This is a genomic window from Cellulomonas sp. A375-1, from assembly GCF_001040865.1.
Lineage (GTDB): Bacteria > Actinomycetota > Actinomycetes > Actinomycetales > Cellulomonadaceae > Cellulomonas > Cellulomonas gelida.
Genome location: NZ_LFKW01000057.1, coordinates 1 through 19080, shown reverse-complemented (window position 1 = coordinate 19080; position 19080 = coordinate 1). Strand labels below are relative to the sequence as shown.

At 74.1% G+C, this 19080-nt stretch carries 15 protein-coding genes; 8 read left to right on the top strand and 7 right to left on the bottom strand.

Annotation, left to right across the window (positions count from 1 at the left end; genetic code table 11):
* The first annotated feature begins 139 nt into the window (after window positions 1–139).
* Together CWIS_RS06420 and CWIS_RS06415 are read left to right on the top strand one after the other, a co-directional pair.
* Window positions 140–580: a YciI family protein gene (locus CWIS_RS06420; protein WP_048342435.1), complete on the top strand. Its 441-nt coding sequence runs from the start codon at window positions 140–142 to the stop codon at window positions 578–580.
* 109 nt (window positions 581–689) lie between these two features.
* Window positions 690–1406 carry a DUF5701 family protein gene (locus CWIS_RS06415; RefSeq protein ID WP_048342434.1) on the top strand — a complete coding sequence of 239 codons (717 nt, stop codon included), beginning with the start codon at window positions 690–692 and terminating at the stop codon, window positions 1404–1406.
* Window positions 1407–1469: 63 nt separating this feature from the next.
* Here CWIS_RS06415 and CWIS_RS06410 read toward each other — a convergent pair whose 3' ends face one another.
* Window positions 1470–2258 (bottom strand): VOC family protein, encoded by a 789-nt coding sequence (locus CWIS_RS06410; protein WP_048342433.1) that lies wholly within the window; start codon window positions 2256–2258, stop codon window positions 1470–1472.
* Window positions 2259–2352: 94 nt separating this feature from the next.
* Window positions 2353–3276 carry an NADP-dependent oxidoreductase gene (locus CWIS_RS06405; protein WP_048342432.1) on the bottom strand — a complete coding sequence of 308 codons (924 nt, stop codon included), beginning with the start codon at window positions 3274–3276 and terminating at the stop codon, window positions 2353–2355.
* Window positions 3277–3327: 51 nt separating this feature from the next.
* On the opposite strand from CWIS_RS06405, the gene CWIS_RS06400 reads away from it, so the two are divergent.
* The 4 genes from CWIS_RS06400 to CWIS_RS06385 all read left to right on the top strand — a co-directional run bounded on the left by CWIS_RS06400 (window position 3328) and on the right by CWIS_RS06385 (window position 9820).
* Window positions 3328–4053 carry a M50 family metallopeptidase gene (locus CWIS_RS06400; protein ID WP_048342431.1) on the top strand — a complete coding sequence of 242 codons (726 nt, stop codon included), beginning with the start codon at window positions 3328–3330 and terminating at the stop codon, window positions 4051–4053.
* Window positions 4054–4143: 90 nt separating this feature from the next.
* Window positions 4144–4941, top strand: coding sequence for a YqgE/AlgH family protein (locus CWIS_RS19295; protein ID WP_048342430.1), 798 nt, complete (start codon window positions 4144–4146; stop codon window positions 4939–4941).
* A 450-nt stretch (window positions 4942–5391) separates the two neighbouring features.
* On the top strand, window positions 5392–8202 hold the full coding sequence (locus CWIS_RS06390) for a cellulose-binding domain-containing protein (RefSeq protein ID WP_048342429.1): 2811 nt from the start codon (window positions 5392–5394) through the stop codon (window positions 8200–8202).
* A gap of 115 nt (window positions 8203–8317) precedes the next feature.
* Window positions 8318–9820: an HNH endonuclease signature motif containing protein gene (locus tag CWIS_RS06385; protein WP_048342428.1), complete on the top strand. Its 1503-nt coding sequence runs from the start codon at window positions 8318–8320 to the stop codon at window positions 9818–9820.
* A 41-nt stretch (window positions 9821–9861) separates the two neighbouring features.
* Here CWIS_RS06385 and CWIS_RS06380 read toward each other — a convergent pair whose 3' ends face one another.
* Both CWIS_RS06380 and CWIS_RS06375 read right to left on the bottom strand, forming a co-directional pair.
* A complete protein-coding gene (locus CWIS_RS06380) occupies window positions 9862–11430 on the bottom strand; it encodes a YfcC family protein (protein ID WP_048342427.1) in 1569 nt (522 codons plus the stop codon).
* A gap of 2 nt (window positions 11431–11432) precedes the next feature.
* Window positions 11433–12797: a M20/M25/M40 family metallo-hydrolase gene (locus CWIS_RS06375; protein WP_082156271.1), complete on the bottom strand. Its 1365-nt coding sequence runs from the start codon at window positions 12795–12797 to the stop codon at window positions 11433–11435.
* A 146-nt stretch (window positions 12798–12943) separates the two neighbouring features.
* On the opposite strand from CWIS_RS06375, the gene CWIS_RS06370 reads away from it, so the two are divergent.
* Window positions 12944–14743: an SLC13 family permease gene (locus CWIS_RS06370; protein ID WP_048342458.1), complete on the top strand. Its 1800-nt coding sequence runs from the start codon at window positions 12944–12946 to the stop codon at window positions 14741–14743.
* Window positions 14744–14790: 47 nt separating this feature from the next.
* The gene (locus CWIS_RS06365) at window positions 14791–15717 is read left to right on the top strand and encodes a cation transporter (RefSeq protein WP_053071585.1); all 927 of its coding nucleotides are present in this window, start codon (window positions 14791–14793) and stop codon (window positions 15715–15717) included.
* A 23-nt stretch (window positions 15718–15740) separates the two neighbouring features.
* Here the strand turns inward: CWIS_RS06365 and CWIS_RS06360 are convergent, their stop codons facing one another.
* The 3 genes from CWIS_RS06360 to CWIS_RS06350 form a co-directional block, all read right to left on the bottom strand.
* Window positions 15741–16538: an HAD family phosphatase gene (locus CWIS_RS06360; RefSeq protein WP_255352746.1), complete on the bottom strand. Its 798-nt coding sequence runs from the start codon at window positions 16536–16538 to the stop codon at window positions 15741–15743.
* A 73-nt stretch (window positions 16539–16611) separates the two neighbouring features.
* Window positions 16612–17859: a M20/M25/M40 family metallo-hydrolase gene (locus CWIS_RS06355; RefSeq protein WP_048342426.1), complete on the bottom strand. Its 1248-nt coding sequence runs from the start codon at window positions 17857–17859 to the stop codon at window positions 16612–16614.
* 115 nt (window positions 17860–17974) lie between these two features.
* The coding region (locus CWIS_RS06350) for a YcaO-like family protein (protein ID WP_048342425.1) at window positions 17975–19080 on the bottom strand (1106 nt) is incomplete at its 5' end.

Below are 19080 nucleotides of genomic sequence, written 5' to 3'. Positions count from 1 at the left end.
CCTCGAGCCCGTCGCCCCGGACGACCCCCGCCTGCCCGCTCGGTAGCGCGCGCAGCGGCGACGCGCCGCAGCTGTCGAACATGCGGCCCCTCGCACGTCACGCTGAGGACAGCACCAGCACCAGCCGAGGGAGACACCCATGCCGCGCTACCTGCTCATCGTCGACTTCCAGCCCGGGACCGACCCGACGCCCATGGAGGAGTGGACGCCCGACGAGGTCGACGCGCACATGGCCTACTACCGGCGCCTCAACGACGACCTCGCCGCGACGGGCGAGCTCGTCGGCGGGGAGATCCTGTCCGGGCCGGACGTCTCCTACGTGGTGCGCTCGTCGGGCCGCGACGCGACGAGCGTCACCGAGGGTCCGTTCGCGGAGTTCAGCGAGTGGGTCGCGGGGTTCCAGGTGGTCGAGACGGCGACGGTCGAGCGCGCGCTCGAGATCGCCGCGCTCGTCTCGGCGGTGCCCGGGCGCGATGGCCGCCCGCTGGCGCAGCCGATCCAGGTCCGCGAGGTCGTCGGCACGCCCCCGCGGGACGCCGTCGAGATGGCCGGGTGGCTCGACGACGTGCAGGGCGTCTGAGCAGGCGTCCGGCCGCCCGCTTCACCCGGCGCCGGGGCACGAACCGGACGCGCGGCGCGTTGAACCTTCTTGCGCCGCGTTCCCGACGAGCCTGCGGAGGTCCACCGCCATGACCGTGCCCACGACGATCCCCATCGACGCGACGAGCCGCTGGTCGTCGCCGACCGCGGAGTCCTCCGTGCCGCCCCTGCCGTCCCTCGTCGACCAGGCCGAGCGCCTCGTCGCGCTCGGCGTCGCGGAGCTCGCGGGCCTCGCCGCCGACGACCTGCGCGGCCTGGCCCGCACGGCCGACCCGGCACCCGGCAGCCTGCTCGTCGTGCCGCCCGAGCTCGCGCCGGTCGCGGCGCTCGCCCCGCTGCTGCGGCGCGGCGAGCGAGCGGGTTTCGTCGTCGAGGACATGACCGACGTCGCGCAGTTCGGGCCGCTCGCGGGCCTCGACGTCCCGGCGCCTCCCCTCGCGCGGGCCTACGTGGTGTCCGGTCTCGACCGCGGCGACGACCTCGCGAACTGGTCGCCCGACGAGGCGCTGCCCGCCCTCACGGCGCGCGGCCGCACGCCGCTCACGCTCGCCGAGGGCGTCCACTGGGTGCTCCAGGCGCCCGACGTGCTCGAGCGCAACCACTGCTTCATGACGATCGGCTCGCGCCTCACCAAGGCGAACGGCCGGCTGGACGCGCGCACGCCCGCGCTGTGGATCTCGAACGGCACCGGGCGCGACGGACGGGACCGGCGCGACGCCCCCAAGGTCGGGTGGTGCTGGGCGGGCAACCGCCACACCTGGCTCGGCTTCGCCTCGGCGACCGCGCGCACGCCGTTGGTCGGCTGAGCCGGCTCGTCGGTCGGCCCGAGGTCCGACGAGCGAGCGCGATGCGGTCGGGCGGGTGCCCGGTCAGTCGGGGAGGCGGCCCGTCGTCGGGTCGCGGTCGGTCAGGCAGTACGGGTGGCCGGACGGGTCCGCGAGCGTCGTCCAGCGGGGTCCGTCCGCGAGCACGCGCGCGCCCGCGGCGACGTGCACGCGTGCGAGCGCGGCACGGTGCGTCGTCGCGAGGTCGAGGTGCGCGGTGACCTCGCGGCGCGGGTCGTCGTCGCCCAGGCGCTGCACCATGAGGCGCAGCGGCATGCCGTCGGGGCGGTCGAGCACGACGAACTCGTCGCGGCTGCCGGTGTGCGCGGGCCACCGCGTGAGGGCGGACCAGAACTCGACCTCCGCCGCGAAGCTCGCGCGCGGGACGTCGAGGCAGAGCTGGTCGACGAGCGCCGTCGCGACCGCGCGGGGCTCGGCGGACCGGGCCGGGGTCTGCACCCGCACCGCCCCCGGCCGGCGCGCGTGCCCCGCGTCCCTGACCAGGCAGAAGACGTAGCCGCCGGGCGAGGACAGCACCACGTGCGTGCGCGCGTCGTGCTCGAGGCCCGCCCCCAGCGCCAGCGCGCGCACGAGCTCGGCGCGCACCGCCTCGTCGTCGCCCACGTGCAGGTCCAGGTGCACGCGCGGCCCGTCGGCGAACCGCTGCACGCGCAGGAAGTCGTCACCGTCCGGGGCGACGAGCGTCGCGAACTCGTCGTCGTCACCCCGCCACGGCGACAGGCTCGTGCCCGTCACGCCCAGCCAGAACGCGAGCGTCGCGTCCAGGTCGGCGGGCGGCAGGTCGAGCATCGCGGTCGTCCAGCGGATCGCCATGGACGGTCACGCTAGCCGCCCCCGAGCGCGACGGCCGAGCACGTCCTGCGCCAGCCCCGCCGACCACCCCGCGCGGCCACCCGCACCCGGCGCGTCAGACCCGGACGACGACCTTGCCGCGCACGTGCAGCGACTGGCTCGCCTCGTGCGCCGCGGCGGCGTCGGCGAGGTCGAACACCTCTGCCACGTCGACGCGCACCTGGCCGGCGTCGATCAGGGCCGCGAGCGCCTCGAGGTCCGGCGTGCTCGGCCGCACCCACACGTAGTGCCCGCCGAGCTCGTCGCGCGCCTTCGCGTCGACGATCGACGCGACGCTCCCCCCGGGCCGCAGCAGCGCCCTCGTGGTCCCGACGAGGTCGTCGGTGCCGTAGTCCAGGACCACGTCGACCCCGTCCGGCGCGAGCGCACGCACGTCGTCGACCAGCCCGGCGCCGTACGCGACCGGCTGCGCACCGAGCGCGCTCAGGTGCTCGTGGTTCCGCGCAGACGCCGTGCCGATCACCCGGGCACCGCGCGCCGCGGCGATCTGCACCGCGAACTGACCGACGCCGCCGGCCGCCGCGTGCACGAGCACGGTCTGGCCCTCGCGCACACCGGCGCGCTCGATCGTCTGGAACGCCGTGAGCCCCGCGAGCGGGACCGCAGCGGCCTCCTCGAACGACAGCGTCGCGGGCTTGCGCGCGAGCGTGCGCACCGGAGCCGCGACGTACTGCGCGAACGTCCCCCCGTGCATCCAGTCCTTGCGGACGTAGCCGTAGACCTCGTCGCCGACGCTCAGCTCCGGGGTGTCGAGCCCCACGCGCTCGACGACCCCCGCGACATCCCATCCCGGGACCACGGGGAAGGTCGTGTCCATGAGCCCGTCGAGGTAGCCCTCGCGGACCTTCCAGTCGACGGGGTTGACCGACGCGGCCCGGACCGCGACGAGCACCGAGTCGGGACCGACCTTCGGGACGGGGAGGTCCACGAGCTCCAGGACGTCGCTGTGGCCGTACTTGCTGTAGGCGATGGCACGCATGTGGGGAGCAACCGGGCCGTGGCTGCCGATGTTCCCCGTACGCTCACGCCCGTGGACTGGCTGCGCGAGACCTGGGCGGACGTGACGACGGCGAGCCCGGTGCCGCAGACGTGGGTGGTGGTCGCCACGGCCGTCGCGGTGCTCGTCGCGCTGACCGTGCCTGTGGCGTGGCGGGTCGCGCGGCACGCGCTGACGATCGTGCACGAGGCCGGGCACGCGGGCGTCGCGCTGCTCGTCGGGCGCCAGGTGTCCGGGATCAGGGTGCACTCCGACACGTCCGGCCTGACGCTCTCGCGCGGCAAGCCCCGCGGGCCCGGCATGATCGCGACCGCGTTCGCGGGATACCCCGCGCCGACGGTCGTGGGCGTCGGCGCCGCGTGGCTGCTGTCGCGCGGGTACCACCTGGCGCTGCTGTGGGCGTTGCTCGTGCTCGTCGTCCTCGTGCTCGTCGCGATCCGCAACTGGTACGGGCTGTGGGCCGTCCTGGTGAGTCTCGCCGCGCTCGTCGTCGTGACGGGGTGGGGCTCGCCCGACGTGCAGGCCGTGTTCGCGTACGTCGTCACCTGGTTCTTCCTGCTGGGCGCCCCGCGCGCGGTGCTCGAGATGCAGTCGGCACGACGAGACTCGCGGCGACGCGGCGGCCGCGACACCTCCGATGCGGGCCTGCTCGGCGGCCTGACGCACACCCCGGGCGCGCTGTGGGTGCTGGTGCTCGGGCTGGTCACCCTCGCGGGGCTCACGCTCGGCGCGGTGTGGCTGATCGGGCTGCAGGTCTAGGCCTGCCGCTGTCGGGACGTGCCGGAACGCCCGGCGCCGGCGCGCCCTTTGTCGGGTGGCGACGGCCGTCCGACCGCTGATGATGGAGGCATGACCCTCAGCGGACGGTTGCTCGTGGCCTCGCCGCACCTCGTCGACCCCAACTTCCACCGCACGGTCGTCCTGCTGCTCGACCACAACGACGAGGGCGCGTTCGGCGTGGTGCTCAACCGCCCGCTGCCCGTCGAGGTGGACGCCGTGCTCCCCGGGTGGCAGGACGTGGTCAGTCACCCTGACGGCCTGTTCCAGGGCGGACCCGTGGGTCTGGACGGCGCGCTCGGTGTCGCGGTCCCCGCCGCCGACCCTGCCCGCCGACCCCCGCCCTCGGCGACCGCCCCCGCACCCACCCCGCCCGCGAGCGAGGTCCCCCCGACCGCGTCACCCACCGCGCCCGCAGAGGACCGCTCGTCCGACGCGTGGCCGGGAGACGGCTCGTCGGACCCGTTGCCGGGAGACCGCTCGTCGGACCCGTTGCCGGGAGATCTCTCGTCCAGCCCGCTCGCCGGCGCCCTCCCGCCCGGCGGCGCGCGCGGCGACGGCACCGCGCAGCCGCCGGACGACCACCTTGTCGACCGGTTCACGGGGCTGTTCGGGCTCGTGGACCTGGACGCGGACCCGTCGACGGTCGTCGGGCGGTTCACGGGCCTGCGGATCTTCGCGGGGCACTCGGGCTGGGGCGGCGGGCAGCTCGAGGAGGAGATCGGCGAGGGTGCGTGGTTCGTCGTGCCGTTGGAGCCCGCCGACGTCTTCACCGCGGACCCCGAGACCCTGTGGAGCCGCGTGCTGCACCGCCAGGGCGGCGACCTCGCGATGCTCGCCCACTCCCCCCCAGACCTCCGCCTCAACTGACCCCCCCCCCCCCCCCGACCCAGTGATCGCTCCGGCCAACCCGCGCCCCAGCCGGAGCAACCCCTGGGTCACCACCCACCACCGCAACGACCCAGCGCCCACTCCGGCCAACCGGTGCGCAGGCCTGAGCAGACACAGGCTCGGCGCGAGTGGCGCGACGAGCCAGTGATCGCTCCGGCCAACCCACGCCCCAGCCGGAGCAACCCCTGGGTCACCACCCACCACCGCGACGAGCCAGTGATCGCTCCGGCCAACCCACGCCCCGGCCTGAGCAGGCGCTGGGTCGGGTGGGGGACCTGGGTGGGGTGGGGCGGGTGGCGTAATCGTTTTGCGGGGTGTGGCCGGTCGAAGCGCTTCGATTAGCGTCGCCGGTGCCGCGCCGCCTGACGGGTCGACGGCGTCCTGCCGGGGGCCTCTCGGCAGGTCAGCACGCCACGAAGGAGTGAGCGGATGCGCGCCCTGTCCCTGCCAGCGGCATCGATCACCCGGCGCGCGGCGGCGTGCGTCCTCGCGACTGCGCTCGTCGGGACGGGTGTCGCGGTGGTCGCCGCGACCGCCGGTCCCGCGGGCGCCGCGGACGCGCCCGACGCGGCCGGCTACACCTGGAGCAACGTCGAGATCGTCGGCGGCGGGTTCGTCCCCGGGATCGTCTTCAACCAGGGCGAGAAGGACCTCGTCTACGCCCGGACGGACATCGGCGGCGCGTACCGCCTCGACAAGACGACGAAGCGCTGGATCCCGCTGCTCGACCACATCGGCTGGGACGACTGGTCCCGCACCGGCGTGCTGTCGCTGGCCACCGACGCGCGCAACCCGGACCGCGTCTACGCGGCGGTCGGCACCTACACGAACGACTGGGACCCCAAGAACGGCGCGATCCTGCGATCGAGCGATCGCGGCGAGACGTGGCAGCAGACCGAGCTGCCGTTCAAGGTCGGCGGCAACATGCCGGGCCGTGGCATGGGCGAGCGCCTGCAGATCGACCCGAACGACAGCCGCGTCCTGTACTTCGGCACCGAGAGCGGCAACGGCCTGTGGCGCTCGACGGACTCGGGTGTCACGTGGGCCAAGGTCACGAGCTTCCCGAACGCCGGCAACTACGTGCAGGACCCGACGTCGAGCAACTCCTACCTGACGTCGAACCAGGGTGTGGTGTGGGTCACGTTCGACCCGACGAGCGGCTCGGCCGGAAGCCGGAGCCAGACGATCTACGTCGGCGTCGCGGACAAGCAGAACGGCGTCTACCGCTCGACGGACGGCGGGACGACGTGGTCGCGCGTCGCCGGTCAGCCGACCGGCTACCTCCCGCACAAGGGCGTGTTCGACAAGGTCGGCAAGCAGCTGTACATCGCGACGAGCGACACCGGCGGCCCGTACGACGGCGCCAAGGGCGACGTGTGGCGCCTCGACACGACGAGCGGCGCGTGGACGCAGATCTCACCTGTACCGTCGTCGAACTCCGACTTGTACTACGGCTACTCGGGCCTCACGATCGACCGCCAGGACCCCGACACGATCATGGTCGCGACGCAGGTCTCCTGGTGGCCGGACGTCATCATCTTCCGGTCCACCGACCGCGGCGCGACGTGGACGCGGATCTGGGACTGGGCGGGCTACCCGGACCGTTCGCTGCGCTACTCGCAGGACATCTCCGCCGCGCCGTGGCTGGGCTTCGGCGCGACGAACCCGCAGCCCCCGGAGCCGGCCGTCAAGCTCGGCTGGATGACCGAGTCGCTCGAGATCGACCCGTTCGACTCGAACCGCATGCTCTACGGCACGGGCGCCACCATCTACGGCACCGACAACCTCACCGCGTGGGACACCGGCGGCACGGTGCGGATCAGCGTCAAGGCGCAGGGCATCGAGGAGACCTCGGTCCTCGACCTCGCGGCCCCGCCCGGCGCGGTCGAGCTCGTGTCCGGGCTCGGTGACCTCGGCGGCTTCGTGCACACGGACATCACCAAGGTGCCCGCCAAGCAGTTCACGCAGCCGTTCCACGGCAGCGGGTCGTCGGTGGACTTCGCGGAGAAGAACCCGGCGACGATGGTCCGGGTCGGCTACGCGGTCTCGGGCACCGTGGAGTCGCACATCGGCGTCTCGACCTCGTCGGGCTCGTCGTGGTGGGCCGGGCAGGAGCCCGCGGGCGTCACGAGCTCCGGGACGGTCGCGATGTCCGCCGACGGCACGACGATCGTGTGGTCGCCCGAGGGCGCAGGCGTGCACAGGTCGACGACGCTCGGGTCGAGCTGGACCGCCGCGACCGGCGTGCCGGCGCAGGCGCGGGTCGAGTCCGACCGCGAGGACGCCAAGGCGTTCTACGCGTTCTCGGCGGGCAGGTTCTACGCCTCGCGCGACTCGGGCGCGACGTTCACGCAGTCCGCCGCGACCGGGTTCGCGACCACCGGCAACGTGCGGTTCGGCGCGGTCCCGGGCAAGGCCGGGCACGTGTGGCTCGCTGCCGAGAACGGTCTGTGGCGCTCGTCGGACTACGGCACGACCTTCACCAAGGTCGCGGGCTTCACCGACGGCGGCGCGGTCGGGTTCGGCAAGGCGGCGCCGGGGGCTTCCTACCCGGCGATCTACACGACCTCCCAGTACGACGGCGTGCGCGGCTTCTTCCGGTCGATCGACGGCGGGTCGACGTGGACGCGGATCAACGACGACGAGCACCAGTACGCGTGGACCGGGTCCGCGATCACGGGTGACCCGGACGTGTTCGGGCGGGTGTACATCGGCACGAACGGGCGCGGCATCGTCGTCGGGAGCACGGGCGTCTCGCCCACCGCCCCACCGACACCGACGCCCACCCCGACACCGACTGTGACGCCGACGCCCACGCCCACGCCCACGCCCACGCCCACGCCCACGCCCACGCCCACGGTGACGCCTACGCCGACGCCCACGCCGACACCGACCGCGTCGCCGTCGGCACCGCCCGCCGGCGGGTGCGCCGTGACCTACACGACGAACGACTGGCCGACCGGGTTCACGGCGTCCGTCAAGCTCACGAACACCCGGGCGAGCGCGCTGAGCTCCTGGACGCTGACGTTCTCGTTCCCCGGCAACCAGCAGGTGACCAGCGGCTGGTCGGGCGAGTACACGCAGAGCGGCCAGGCGGTCACCGTCACCAACGCCCCGTGGAACGGCGCGATCCAGGCGGGCGGCTCGGTGGACATCGGGTTCAACGGTGCGTTCACCGGCGCGAACCCTCGGCCCACCAGCTTCACGCTCAACGGAGTCACCTGCGCGGTCCGCTCCTGACGAGCGCGCCGGCCACCGGACGTCGACCCTGACGCGTCCGGTGGCCGGCTCGCTGGGGTCAGGCGCCTGTGGATGACGGATCGGGCATGTCGGGGCATGTCGGTACGATTCGAACATGCATTCGAACGTCGCGATCGCTCCGAGCACGGGCGTCGCCGCCGCCGACGAGGCCGCCCGCCTCGGCGCGGTGGCGCGTGCGCTGGCGGAGCTCTCGCGGGGGGCCACGTCGTGGGAGCGCCCGGACAGGCATGCCGTGCTCGCCCGGATCGACGAGGCTGTCGCGGCGCTCACCGCGGCCAAGGCGCACCTGCTGCACGCCGAGCAGGCTGCGGGGACGTGGCAGGGGCACGGCGACCGCGATCTCGCTGCGTGGCGCGGCCGGAGCACGAGGGCCGGGGCAGGAGCCGCGGGGGCTGAGCTGCGCGGGGCGCTCGTCCTGACGTCCATGCCGGCGCTCGAGGACGCGCTGCTGGCCCGGGAGCTGTCGACGACGCACGTCGAGGTGCTGTCCCGCGTGGCCGCCCGCGCGACACCCGCCGTCGCGGCGGCACTCGCCGAGGCCGCGACCCAGCGCGAGCTCGTCGCTCTGGGTCGTCAGCTCGACGGACGGGAGTACGCCAAGGCGGTCGACCGGTTCGTCGCGCAGACCGACCCGGTGTCGGTCGAACGCGAGCACACCGCGCAGCGCGAGCGACGGCACCTGTTCGTCACCGACCTGCCTTCGGGCACGCGCGTGCAGGGCATGCTCGATGCGCGTGCCGGACACCGGCTGCGGCTCGCGCTCGAGGTCGCGGCGGGTCGCCCGGCTCAGGACGACGAGCGGTCGACGGAGCAGAGGCGCGCGGATGCTCTGGTCGCGCTCGCCGAGCACGCGCTCACCGCGCCGGAGATCGTGGCGGGGGCCGCCTCGCGTCCGCACGTGTCGGTGGTCCTCCGCGAGCAGACCTTCCACGCGCTCACCCGCGCCCTGCGCGAGGGCGCCACGCCTCGGCCCGCTCGGGACGAGCGGCGTGCGACGACGCCCGCCGACGAGCTCGCGCAGGCCTCGCGCGACGACGCCACTCCTGCGCCCGCCCCGGTCGACCGGCGCACGACCACGCCCGCGGAGGAGCTCGCTGCGGCGCTCGTAGGCATGCCGGCCGCGACGGACGAGGACGGCACGACCCTCCCGGTGAGCGAGGTCGCCCGCATCCTGTGCGACTGCGCGTTGACGCGCGTGGTGGTCGATGCCGAGAGCCGACCCGTCGACGTCGGCAGGACGCAGCGGCTGTACTCCGGCCACCTGCGGCGAGCAGTCGTCGCGCGCGACGGCGGGTGCGGCTGGTCGGGCTGCGGCAGTCCTGCCCGGTGGTGCGAGATCCACCACATCCGCTGGTGGGACCGCGACCGCGGCGTGACGTCGGTCGAGAACGGGATCACGCTGTGCTCGTACCACCACCACGTGGTGCACGAGCGCGACCTCTCGATCGTCCGCCACCCGCCCGCGCCTCCACCGCCTCAGTCCTCGCGGGGCAGCGCTCGCGCTCCGTCGGTCACGGGCTCGGTCGCCACCGTGACGTACACCTTCCGGACGCGAGGAGGTGAGGTCGTGCGCTCGGGGAGAACCCCCGGCTGCTGAACCGCCGAACGAGCGCGACGATGACCCACCCGGGAGGCGCGTCAGCCCGTGGCTGCGGCGATGCCGATGACCGCGACGACCAGCACGAGGTTGACCACCAGGAGCGGCCAGATGAACTTGAGGTACTTGTCATAGCCGACCTTGGCGATCGCCAGACCACCGACGACGACGGCGTTCGTGGGCGCGAACAGCAGCATCCACCCGTGGCCCATCTGGAAGGCCGTGATGACGAGGGCGCGCGAGACGCCGGCGAAGTCGCCGAGCGGGGCGAGCAGCGGCATCGCCAGGGTCGCGTGACCCGACGAGGACGGGATCAGGAACGCGAGCGGGATGTTGACGAGCGTCACGAGGATCGCGAACCCCGCGGCGGACGCGCCCTCGACGGCGCGTTCCATCGCGTGCAGCACGGTGTCGAGCGTCTCGGTGTTCGTCATGATCACCGAGACGCCGCGCGCCAGGAGGATGACGATCGCCGGGCCGATCATGTCGGCTGCGCCGCGGCCGATGAGCGAGACGATCTTGGCCTCGCCCATCCGTGCGACGACGCCGACGAGCACGGCGGCCAGGACGAACAGCATGGTGAGCTGCGGGAACCACCAACCGAGCTCGAACCAGTAGGGCTCGGTGGTCGTCTGGTGGACGAGCTCGTCCTCGGCGGGGCCCGCGGTGGCACCGAAGATGCTCGACCAGGGGATGACGGAGAAGATCATCAGCGCGAACGTCAGACCGGTGATGACGAGCACCCAGGTCTGCGTGCGGTCGAGCTTGGTGCCGGGTGCGACGGGCGAGGCGTCGGCCTCCTCGTCGGACACCACCTCGGCGAACCCGACGATCGACGCGGACGGGTCCCGGCGCACCTTCGCCGCGTAGCGCAGCACGAACGCCACGGCGATCGCGGTGAGCAGCACCCACAGGACGACGCGCAGCACGATCCCGTCGCCGATCGACACACCGGCCTCGCCGGACGCGACACCGATCGAGAACGGGTTGACGGTCGAGGCCATCGACCCGGTGAGCGCGCCGAGGATGATCGCGGCGGCGGCGACCATGCGGTCGTAGCCGAGCGCGAGGAACAAGGGGATGAGCAGCGGGTAGAAGCCGAACGTCTCGACCGAGAAGCCCATCGTCGAGCCGAGCAGCGAGAACAGCACCATGATCGCGGCGATCAGCAGCCACCCGCGCGAGCCGAGGCGCTGCGCCATCGAGGAGACGGCGACCTCGAGGCTGCGGGTCGAGAAGCTCACGGAGATGAACGCGCCGAGCGCCATGATGAACATGACGACACCGATCGAGCCGAACATCCGGCCGACGTTCTCGGTGTTGACGAAACCGGTGGTCCCGTCCTGGATGCCGTACAGGCCGTTGACGGGCGACAGGATGAGCTCGCGGATGCGGTCCCAGCCTTCGAGCGGCGAGGGGACCTCCTCGAACGAGCCGGGGATCGGCGCTCCGGTCTCGTCGGTCTGGTACTGGCCGGACGGGATGAAGATCGCCGCGACCCACACCAGGACGGTGACGATCGCGAGCGTGGTGATCGCCGTGGGGAACTTGAGCCTGCGCTTCTTCTTCGGGGCGACCCCGGACGGCTTCTCGGCGGTCGTCGCGCTCATGCTCAGCTCTCCTTCGTCGCCGCGAGCTCGCGCCAGAACGTCGCCATCGCGACGATCGTGCGCTGCAGCTCGTCGATGAGCAGCCGTTCGTTGGGGCCGTGCATGTTGCAGTACCCGTCGCTCGCGCCGAACAGGATCTTCTCGGCGGCGGGCTGGGCCTCGTGGAAGGACATGACGATCGGGATCGAGCCGCCGAGCGCCATGGTCCCGGGCTCGGCACCCCACGCGAGGCGCAGCGCCTGCTCGGCCGCGCGGAACGCGGGGCCGCCGGTCTCCGCGAGGATCCCGTTGCCGGCCTCGCCCACCTGCACGTCGAGCTCGATGCCGAACGGCTTGATCCCGCGCAGGAAGGTCGCGAGCGCCTCCCCGGCCTCCTTGGCCGGCTGGGCGGGGTGCACGCGCAGGTTGAGCACGGCCTTGGCCGACGACGCGACCGCGTTGAGCGGCGACGTGGTGGGCGGGGCGTCGAAGCCGATGATCGTCACGGCCGGCCCGGACCAGATGCGTGAGCCCAGGTCGCCGGTGCCGACGAGCGGGACGCCGTCGAGGACCTCGCCGAGCTCGCGGAACTCGTCGTCGGTGTACGTCGAACCGGTCCACGGCTCGCGGCGCAGCCCGGGGACGACCAGGTCGCCGCGGTCGTCGTGCAGCGCCGCGAGCGCCCGGACGAGCGCCGTGCGCGCGTCGGGTGCCGCGCCGCCGAACTGGCCGGAGTGCTTGTCCGAGCCGAGGGTCCGCGCCTCGACGGTGACGGTCACCGACCCGCGCAGGCCGATCGTGAGCGTGGGCTGGCCGGGCCGGACGTTGCCGACGTCGGCGATGACGATCGCGTCCGCGGCGTACGTCTCGGGCGAGGCCGGCGGGTGCTCCTCGAAGACGCTGCCGAACTCCTCGTGACCCTCGAGCACGAAGCGCAGGTTCACCGGCGGCTGCGCGCCGTACACCTCGAGCGCGCCGATCATCGCGGCGATGTTCGCCTTGGAGTCCGCGACGCCGCGACCGACGACACGGTCCTCGGTGACCACCGGCTCGTAGGGCGGGCTGGTCCACAGCGCGTCGTCGCCCGCGGGGACCACGTCGTAGTGCGTGTACATCAGCACGGTCGGGGCGCCTGGCGGCCCGGCGACGTCGGCCACGATCGTCGGCGCCGTCATGCCGTCGAGCATGATCTGGTCGATCTGCGTGACTCCCGCCCGCCGCAGGAGCGCGACGACCTCGTCGTGCGCCTCCAGCAGCGGCCCCGGCGGCGAGCCGGGCGCGGCGACGGACTCGATGCGCGACAGGCGCACCACGTCGTCCACCGCACGCGGAAGCAGGTGCGCGGCCGCAGCCGCGATGGCGTCGTCACCCAGCGGCTGGCTGCTCATAGTCGGAAGGTAGCGGCCTGGCGCATGTCACACCATGTCGGACAGAAGCGTGTTCACCCGCATTGTCCGACCTGCGCGCCCGCGACGCGGCAGACTGCGTCCGTGGGCCGGTCGAGCGCCGGTCCGCGCGGCCCCCGGAGGACGACGTGGACGATGCGACGCTGAGCCTGATCGTGCTGGGTGCGACGGTCGCGCTCTTCGTCTGGAACCGGCTGTCCGTGGGCGCGGTCGCGGTGCTGTGCTCGCTGGCGCTGCTCGTCACCGGGCTGGTCGACGCGGGCACGGTCGTCGCGGGGTTCGGCGACCCGATCATCATCTTCATCGCGTGCCTGTTCATCCTGGCCGGCGGGCTCGAGTCGTCGGGCGTCACCGCGTGGGCGGGGCGTGCGATCGTCGCGCGCGCGGGCACGGGACGCGGTCGCCTGACGATCGCCGTGATGGCTCTGGCGGCGGTGCTGACCGCATTCGTGACGCCGAACGGGTCGGCGGCCGCACTGCTGCCGGTCGCGGTGCTCGCCGCGCGGCGCTCCGACCGGTCCCCGTCCTCGCTGCTCATGCCCCTCGCGTTCGCCGCGAGCGCGGGCGGTCTGCTCATGCTCTCGGGCAGCCCCGTGAACGTCATCGTCTCCGACGCGCTCGCGGACGCGACAGGGCAGGGGTTCGGATTCTTCGAGTTCGGGCTCGTGGGCGTGCCGCTCGTGCTCGTGACGATCGGCGTGGTCCTGCTGCTCGGCCCGCTTCTGCTGCCGCACCGTGACGCCCACGAGCTGCCCGCGGACCTTTCGGACCACGTCACCGCGATGCTCGAGCACTACCGGCTCGACGAGGGTTTCACGCGCGTACGGGTCCGTGCGACCTCGCCGCTGGTCGGCGCCGCGCCCGACGAGGTGCCGGTCCCCGAGGGTGTGCTCGTCGTGGGCGTGCAGCACGCCGACGGTGTCCCGGGCCATGTCGGCGAAGACGTGCGCGCGGACGACGTCGTGGTCGTCAGCGGCACGTCGTCCCAGGTGGCGCGTCTGGTCTCGGGCTCGGACGTCGAGGTCGTCGCCACCCCGCTGACGCACGAGACCCGCGAGGCGTTGCTGAGCCGCGAGGCCGGCATCGCTGAGGTGGTCGTCGCGCCGCGCTCGGACCTGATCGGGCAGCGGGTCTTCCCGGGCCAGGTCCGCTCGGGGCTCACGGTGCTCGCGGTCCGCCGGCTGGGCAAGGACCGCGGTCCCCAGACCACGATCGCCGCCGAGGGCGACCTGCTCCTGCTGCACGGCCCGTGGCCGCAGGTCGAACAGCTCGAGCGGGACGACGACGTGCTCGTCGTGAACGACCCTGCTGCGGTCCGGCGCCAGAACGCCCCGCTCGGTCCCGCCGCGTGGCGCGCGCTGACGATCATGGTCGTGACGGTGGCGCTGCTCGCCTCAGGCGTCACGATCCCGGCGATCGCGGGGCTCGTCGGCGCGGTGGGGATGGTGCTGCTCGGCGTCGTGACGCCGCAGCAGGCGTACCGGTCCGTCTCGTGGCAGGCGCTCGTCCTGATCGGCGGACTCATCCCGCTGTCGGCCGCGATCTCCTCGAGTGGCGCGGCCGACCTGATCGCGGGTCGCCTCGTGGACCTGGTGGCGGGGGGCGGACCGCACCTGCTGCTCGCCGCGCTGTTCGCGCTGACCCTCGTCCTCGGGCAGGTGGTCAGCAACACCGCGACGGTCCTGGTCGTCACGCCGATCGCCCTGTCCGCCGCGGCGGACGCCGGCGTCGCGCCTGCACCCGTGCTCATGCTCGTCGCCGTCGCCGGCGCCGCCTCGTTCCTGACGCCCATCGCGACGCCCGCGAACATGATCGTCATGGGCCCGGGTGGGTACCGGTTCGGCGACTACTGGAAGCTCGGGATCGCCGTGACCGTCGCGTGGTTCGCGCTGGCGATCGCGCTGATCCCGGTCTTGTGGTCACCGTGACGGTGGGTGGGCCGTGAAGGTCGGTGGGCCGTGAGCGGGGGTTGGCCGTGAGCGGGGGCGGCGTGCGCGACCCGTCCGACGAGGCGCGGCGTGAGACCCGTGCGCTCGTGGTCTCGATCGTCGCGTCCGGCCTCATCGGCCTCGCGGCGGCGGCCTGGGGCGTGCTCGCGCAGGCGGACGTGCTCGTGTTCGACGGGATCTACATGCTCGCGGGGATCGCCCTCGTGGCCGTCTCGCTGCTCGCGTCACGCGCCGCCTCCGCGCCGCCGTCGCCGCGCTTCCCGTTCGGGCGCTCGGCCGCCACGCCGCTCGCCGTCGCGGTGCAGGGTGCGGCCCTGCTGGGGGCGCTGCTGTACGGCGTGGTCAGCGCGATCGCGACGATCGTCGCCGGCGGCTCGCCCGTGTCCGCGACGGTCCTGATCGTGTACGGCGTCGCCTCCGCCGGCGCGTCGTGGCTCGTCGCGACCGTGGTCGCACGCACCGCACCGGGCTCCGAGCTCGCTGGCGCGGAGGTCGTCGCGTGGCGCTCGGGCGCGGTGCTGAGCCTCGTCGTCGCCGTCGGTGGCGTCGTCGCTGCGGTGCTGCGCAGCGCCGGTCAGAACGACGTCGCCGTCTACGTCGACCCCGCGCTCGTGCTCGTGGCCGTGGCGCTCGTCGTCCACCTGCCGGTCCGCCTCGTGCGCGACGGCATGCACGAGCTCCTGGAGGGCGCTCCGAGCGGAGCCCTGGCCACCGCGCTCGACGACGCCGTCGCACGCACGAGGACCGAGTTCGACCTGCCCGAGCCCGCCGTCCGCGCGACGAAGCTGGGCCGCCGCATGTACGTCGAGGTCACGTTCCTCGTCCCGGAGCACCGCTGGGAGGTCGACGACGAGGACGCCGTCCGCCGCGCGCTCCTGACCCGACTCGGGGCGCTGCCGCTCGACGTCTGGGCGACCGTCGAGCTCACCACCGACACGACCCTCGCCGACTGACCGACTGTGGCGGGTCCGGACGGCTACCGGTCGACGGGCCCACCCAGGACGGAGGACTGTGCCGGGACGGAGGACTGTGCCAGGACGGAGGACTGTGCCGGGAGGGAGGACTGTGCCGGGACGGAGGGCTCTGCCGGGATGGTGCGCCACCCGTGCCGAGATGATGCGGCGGTCAGCACCGGGTCCTCGCCGACGACGACGCCCGCGCCGACCGACTCGAGCATCGGCAGGTCGCTCGCGTGATCGCCGTACGCGACGCACTCGTCGGCCGCGACGCCGCGCTCACGCGTCACCTGCCCGACGACGAACGCCTTGCGCGCACCGATCACGGCGTCGGTCGCGACCCCGGTCAGCACACCGTCCACGTCCTCCTGCACGGTGGCGAACCACGCGTCCGCGCCGAGGGCCCGGGCCACGGGCGCGACCGTCGCGGGCGGCGCGCCGGACACCAGGACGACGTAGGTGCCGGCGTCGCGCAGGGCGGTGACCTCGTCGGCGACTCCGGCATGGAACACGTCGAGGGACAGGTCCGCGAACCAGCGCTCGCCGAGCTCGGCCAGCTCGTCGGCGCGCTCGCCCGCGAATGTCGCGTAGTAGGCGCGGCTCACCGCGTCCCGGTCACCGCCCACGTCGAGCGCGTGCAGCTCACGCAGGAGCGCGGAGACCTGCTCCGGGGTGCGCCCCCGGGCGCGCTGGTGCGCGACGAGAAAGCTGCTCATCGAGTTGATCGTCAGAAGGGTCTCGTCCACGTCGAGGAACGCGATGGCGTACCTGGCGCCACTGGGTTCCGCTACGTGCCGCCCGCGTCGCCGAACCGTCACCCGCACACGCTAGCCGCCGCCGGGCGGGGCGTGCCGGGTGCGTCCGCGGTCCGCGCGACGCCTCGGTCCGACGTCAGGTGAGCCAGGCCCCGGCGGCGACCAGGAGCGTCCGCGCGGCGTGCACCACGGTGTCGGGGTGCGGCGCGAAGTCGGGGGCGTGGTTCGTGGGAGGCGCGGAGGAGGGCATCCCCGAGGCCGACCGCGTCCCCGCCGCGGCCTCGAGCACGTGCGGGTCGGTCGAGCCCAGGAACCAGTACACGAGCGGGCAGCCCAGCCCGTGCGCGAGCGCGCCCACGTCGTCGCTCGCCGGCGAGGGAGCGGTCAGCGGGTAGGTGGGCATCCGCCGTCCGACGAGCGCACGGTGCACGCGCCGCGCCGCGTCGGCGTCGTTGCGCACGTCACCGAACGACGCGATGCGCTCGACGTCCGCGGGCCGCGGGCACCCCGAGCGGTCGGCGACGTGCCGCGCGAGCGCGCAGACCTCGTCGGCGATCACGTCGAGCACGCGCGCGTCGGCGCCACGCAGCGCGAGCTCGGCGTGCACCACGTGCGGCAGGGTGTTGTGCGAGGCACCGCCGTGCACCGCGCTGACCGTGAGCTCGACCCCCGCCTCGCCCGCGAGGTCGCCGGCCGCCGCGAGCACGTCGAGCAGCACCGCGACCGTGTCGACCGAGCCGCCCGGGAACGCGACGTGACCGCCCGTGCCGTGCAGCGTCACCTCGAGCGCGATCGACGACGAGAGCATCGCGGCCGCTCCGATCGTCACCGCGCCCAGCGGGTCGGGGCTCACGTGCTGCGCGAGCAGCACGTCCGGCGCGGGCACGCGGTCGGCCAGGCCGTCGGCGAGCATGGCCGCGGCGCCGTGGCCGGTCTCCGCGGCGGGCTGCAGGACCGCGACGACCGTGCCCTGCCAGGCACGGCGCGACTCGGCGAGCTGGTGCACGGCCGTGAGCACCGCCGCGAGGTGGACGTCGTGACCGCACGCGTGCGACACGCCGACCTGCCGCCCGCCGAGCGTGGTGCGCCGGTTCGACGCGTACGGCAGGCCGGTCGCCTCGGCGACGGCGAGCGCGTCGAGCTCGGCCCGCAGCGCGACGACCGGGCCGTCGCCGTTGCGCAGCACCCCCACGACGCCGTGGCCGCCGACCCGCTCGAGCACGTGCGCCCCCGCGGCACGCAGCTCGGCCGCGCACATCGCCGCCGTCTCGCGCTCGCGCCCCGACAGCTCCGGTGCGGCGTGCAGCGCACGGTAGAGCGCACCGGCCGCCCGCGCGCGGTCGTCGTCCGGGGTCACGGTCGCGGGGACGATCGTCGTCGTCATCCGCGCCCGCGCCCTGGGCCGCCGGCGCGTCCCGTGGCGGTGCGGAAGGTCCATGCGCTCGCTCGCCCCCCTGCGACGAGCGAGCGCACGAGCTGGTCGGCCGCGCCCGGTCCCCTCACGGGAACGGGTGCGGCACGGGGTTGGGGCGGGGGTCGTCGTCCCACGGCAGGGCTCCTTCCAGGATCGATGCGCCGCGCGCGAGGCGCGGGATGCCCACCGTGCGCCGTTGCCGGTGACCGAACGTCAGCGGGACGGTGCCGGGCACGAGCACCTTGACCGCGTGCACGCCCAGCGCGTCGACGAGCTCGGGTGCGCTCTGGTCGACGACCACGGCGTCCATCCCGAGCGCGTGGGTGCGCTCGAGCAGGAGCCGCAGCGCGAGCGCGACGTCGCCGGTCGGCAGGCGCGGACGTGCGCACAGCGCGGCCTCGGTGACCAGGCCGACGGGGTGCGCGAGGAACTGCCACAGGTGGCGCGACTCCCACAGCCCGTACAGGCCGGCGCGGTCCCGCACCGTGTGCACGAGGTCGAAGTCGTCGAGCAGCGGGCGGCACCGGTCGGCGGGCAGCGACTGGCGCCGGCGCACCCAGGTCGCGTGCATCACCGCCTTCGTCACGCACCGCGCGACCGCCTCCCGGATCGCGGTGCGCGGGTTCGCGGCCGCGCCCGTGGCGAGCGACAGCGCGGGCGCGCGTCCGGCGCGCACGTCGGCCTCGGACGCGGTGACGACCGCGAGCGCGACGGGGACCCGGAAGTCGGAGGTCAGGTCGAGCACCCGCAGGTGCAGCCCGAGCTCGTCCAGCAGCTCCCGTTGCGGGGCGAGGTCGCCGTCGTCGGCGAGCTGCACCTCGACGAGCCGCGCCCTGGCGTACCAGGCGAGCAGGAACGCGTCGCGCTCGACGACCTCCAGCAGGCCGTGCAGCACGGCCTCCTCGCGCGTGCCGCCCACCGCGCACCCGTTCGAGGACTCCGCGACGAACCGCGAGCCGACGCCGCGCTCGTGCCAGTACGCGACGTGCTCGGGGACCAGCACGGCGCGGTCCTCACGCGTCGAGCGCGCCCAGACCCAGCTCGTCGTGCTGCTCGTCTCGAACCTCTCCAGCGCCGCGCCCTGCCCCCCGGGCGCGGGCTCGTGCTCGCCGAGCGCGCGGGGGTCGACCGCGAGGTGCGCGACCTCGCGCCACGACGCGACGACGACCGGCACCGCGGGCCGTCGGTACC

What these genes read in the sequence shown, in the direction of transcription:
- CWIS_RS06420 (WP_048342435.1), top strand. Translation starts at nt 140, where the DNA reads ATGCCGCGCTACCTGCTCATCGTCGACTTCCAGCCCGGGACCGACCCG.
- CWIS_RS06415 (WP_048342434.1), top strand. Translation starts at nt 690, where the DNA reads ATGACCGTGCCCACGACGATCCCCATCGACGCGACGAGCCGCTGGTCG.
- CWIS_RS06410 (WP_048342433.1), bottom strand. Translation starts at nt 2,258, where the DNA reads ATGGCGATCCGCTGGACGACCGCGATGCTCGACCTGCCGCCCGCCGAC.
- CWIS_RS06405 (WP_048342432.1), bottom strand. Translation starts at nt 3,276, where the DNA reads ATGCGTGCCATCGCCTACAGCAAGTACGGCCACAGCGACGTCCTGGAG.
- CWIS_RS19295 (WP_048342430.1), top strand. Translation starts at nt 4,144, where the DNA reads ATGACCCTCAGCGGACGGTTGCTCGTGGCCTCGCCGCACCTCGTCGAC.
- CWIS_RS06390 (WP_048342429.1), top strand. Translation starts at nt 5,392, where the DNA reads ATGCGCGCCCTGTCCCTGCCAGCGGCATCGATCACCCGGCGCGCGGCG.
- CWIS_RS06385 (WP_048342428.1), top strand. Translation starts at nt 8,318, where the DNA reads ATGCATTCGAACGTCGCGATCGCTCCGAGCACGGGCGTCGCCGCCGCC.
- CWIS_RS06380 (WP_048342427.1), bottom strand. Translation starts at nt 11,430, where the DNA reads ATGAGCGCGACGACCGCCGAGAAGCCGTCCGGGGTCGCCCCGAAGAAG.
- CWIS_RS06375 (WP_082156271.1), bottom strand. Translation starts at nt 12,797, where the DNA reads ATGAGCAGCCAGCCGCTGGGTGACGACGCCATCGCGGCTGCGGCCGCG.
- CWIS_RS06355 (WP_048342426.1), bottom strand. Translation starts at nt 17,859, where the DNA reads ATGACGACGACGATCGTCCCCGCGACCGTGACCCCGGACGACGACCGC.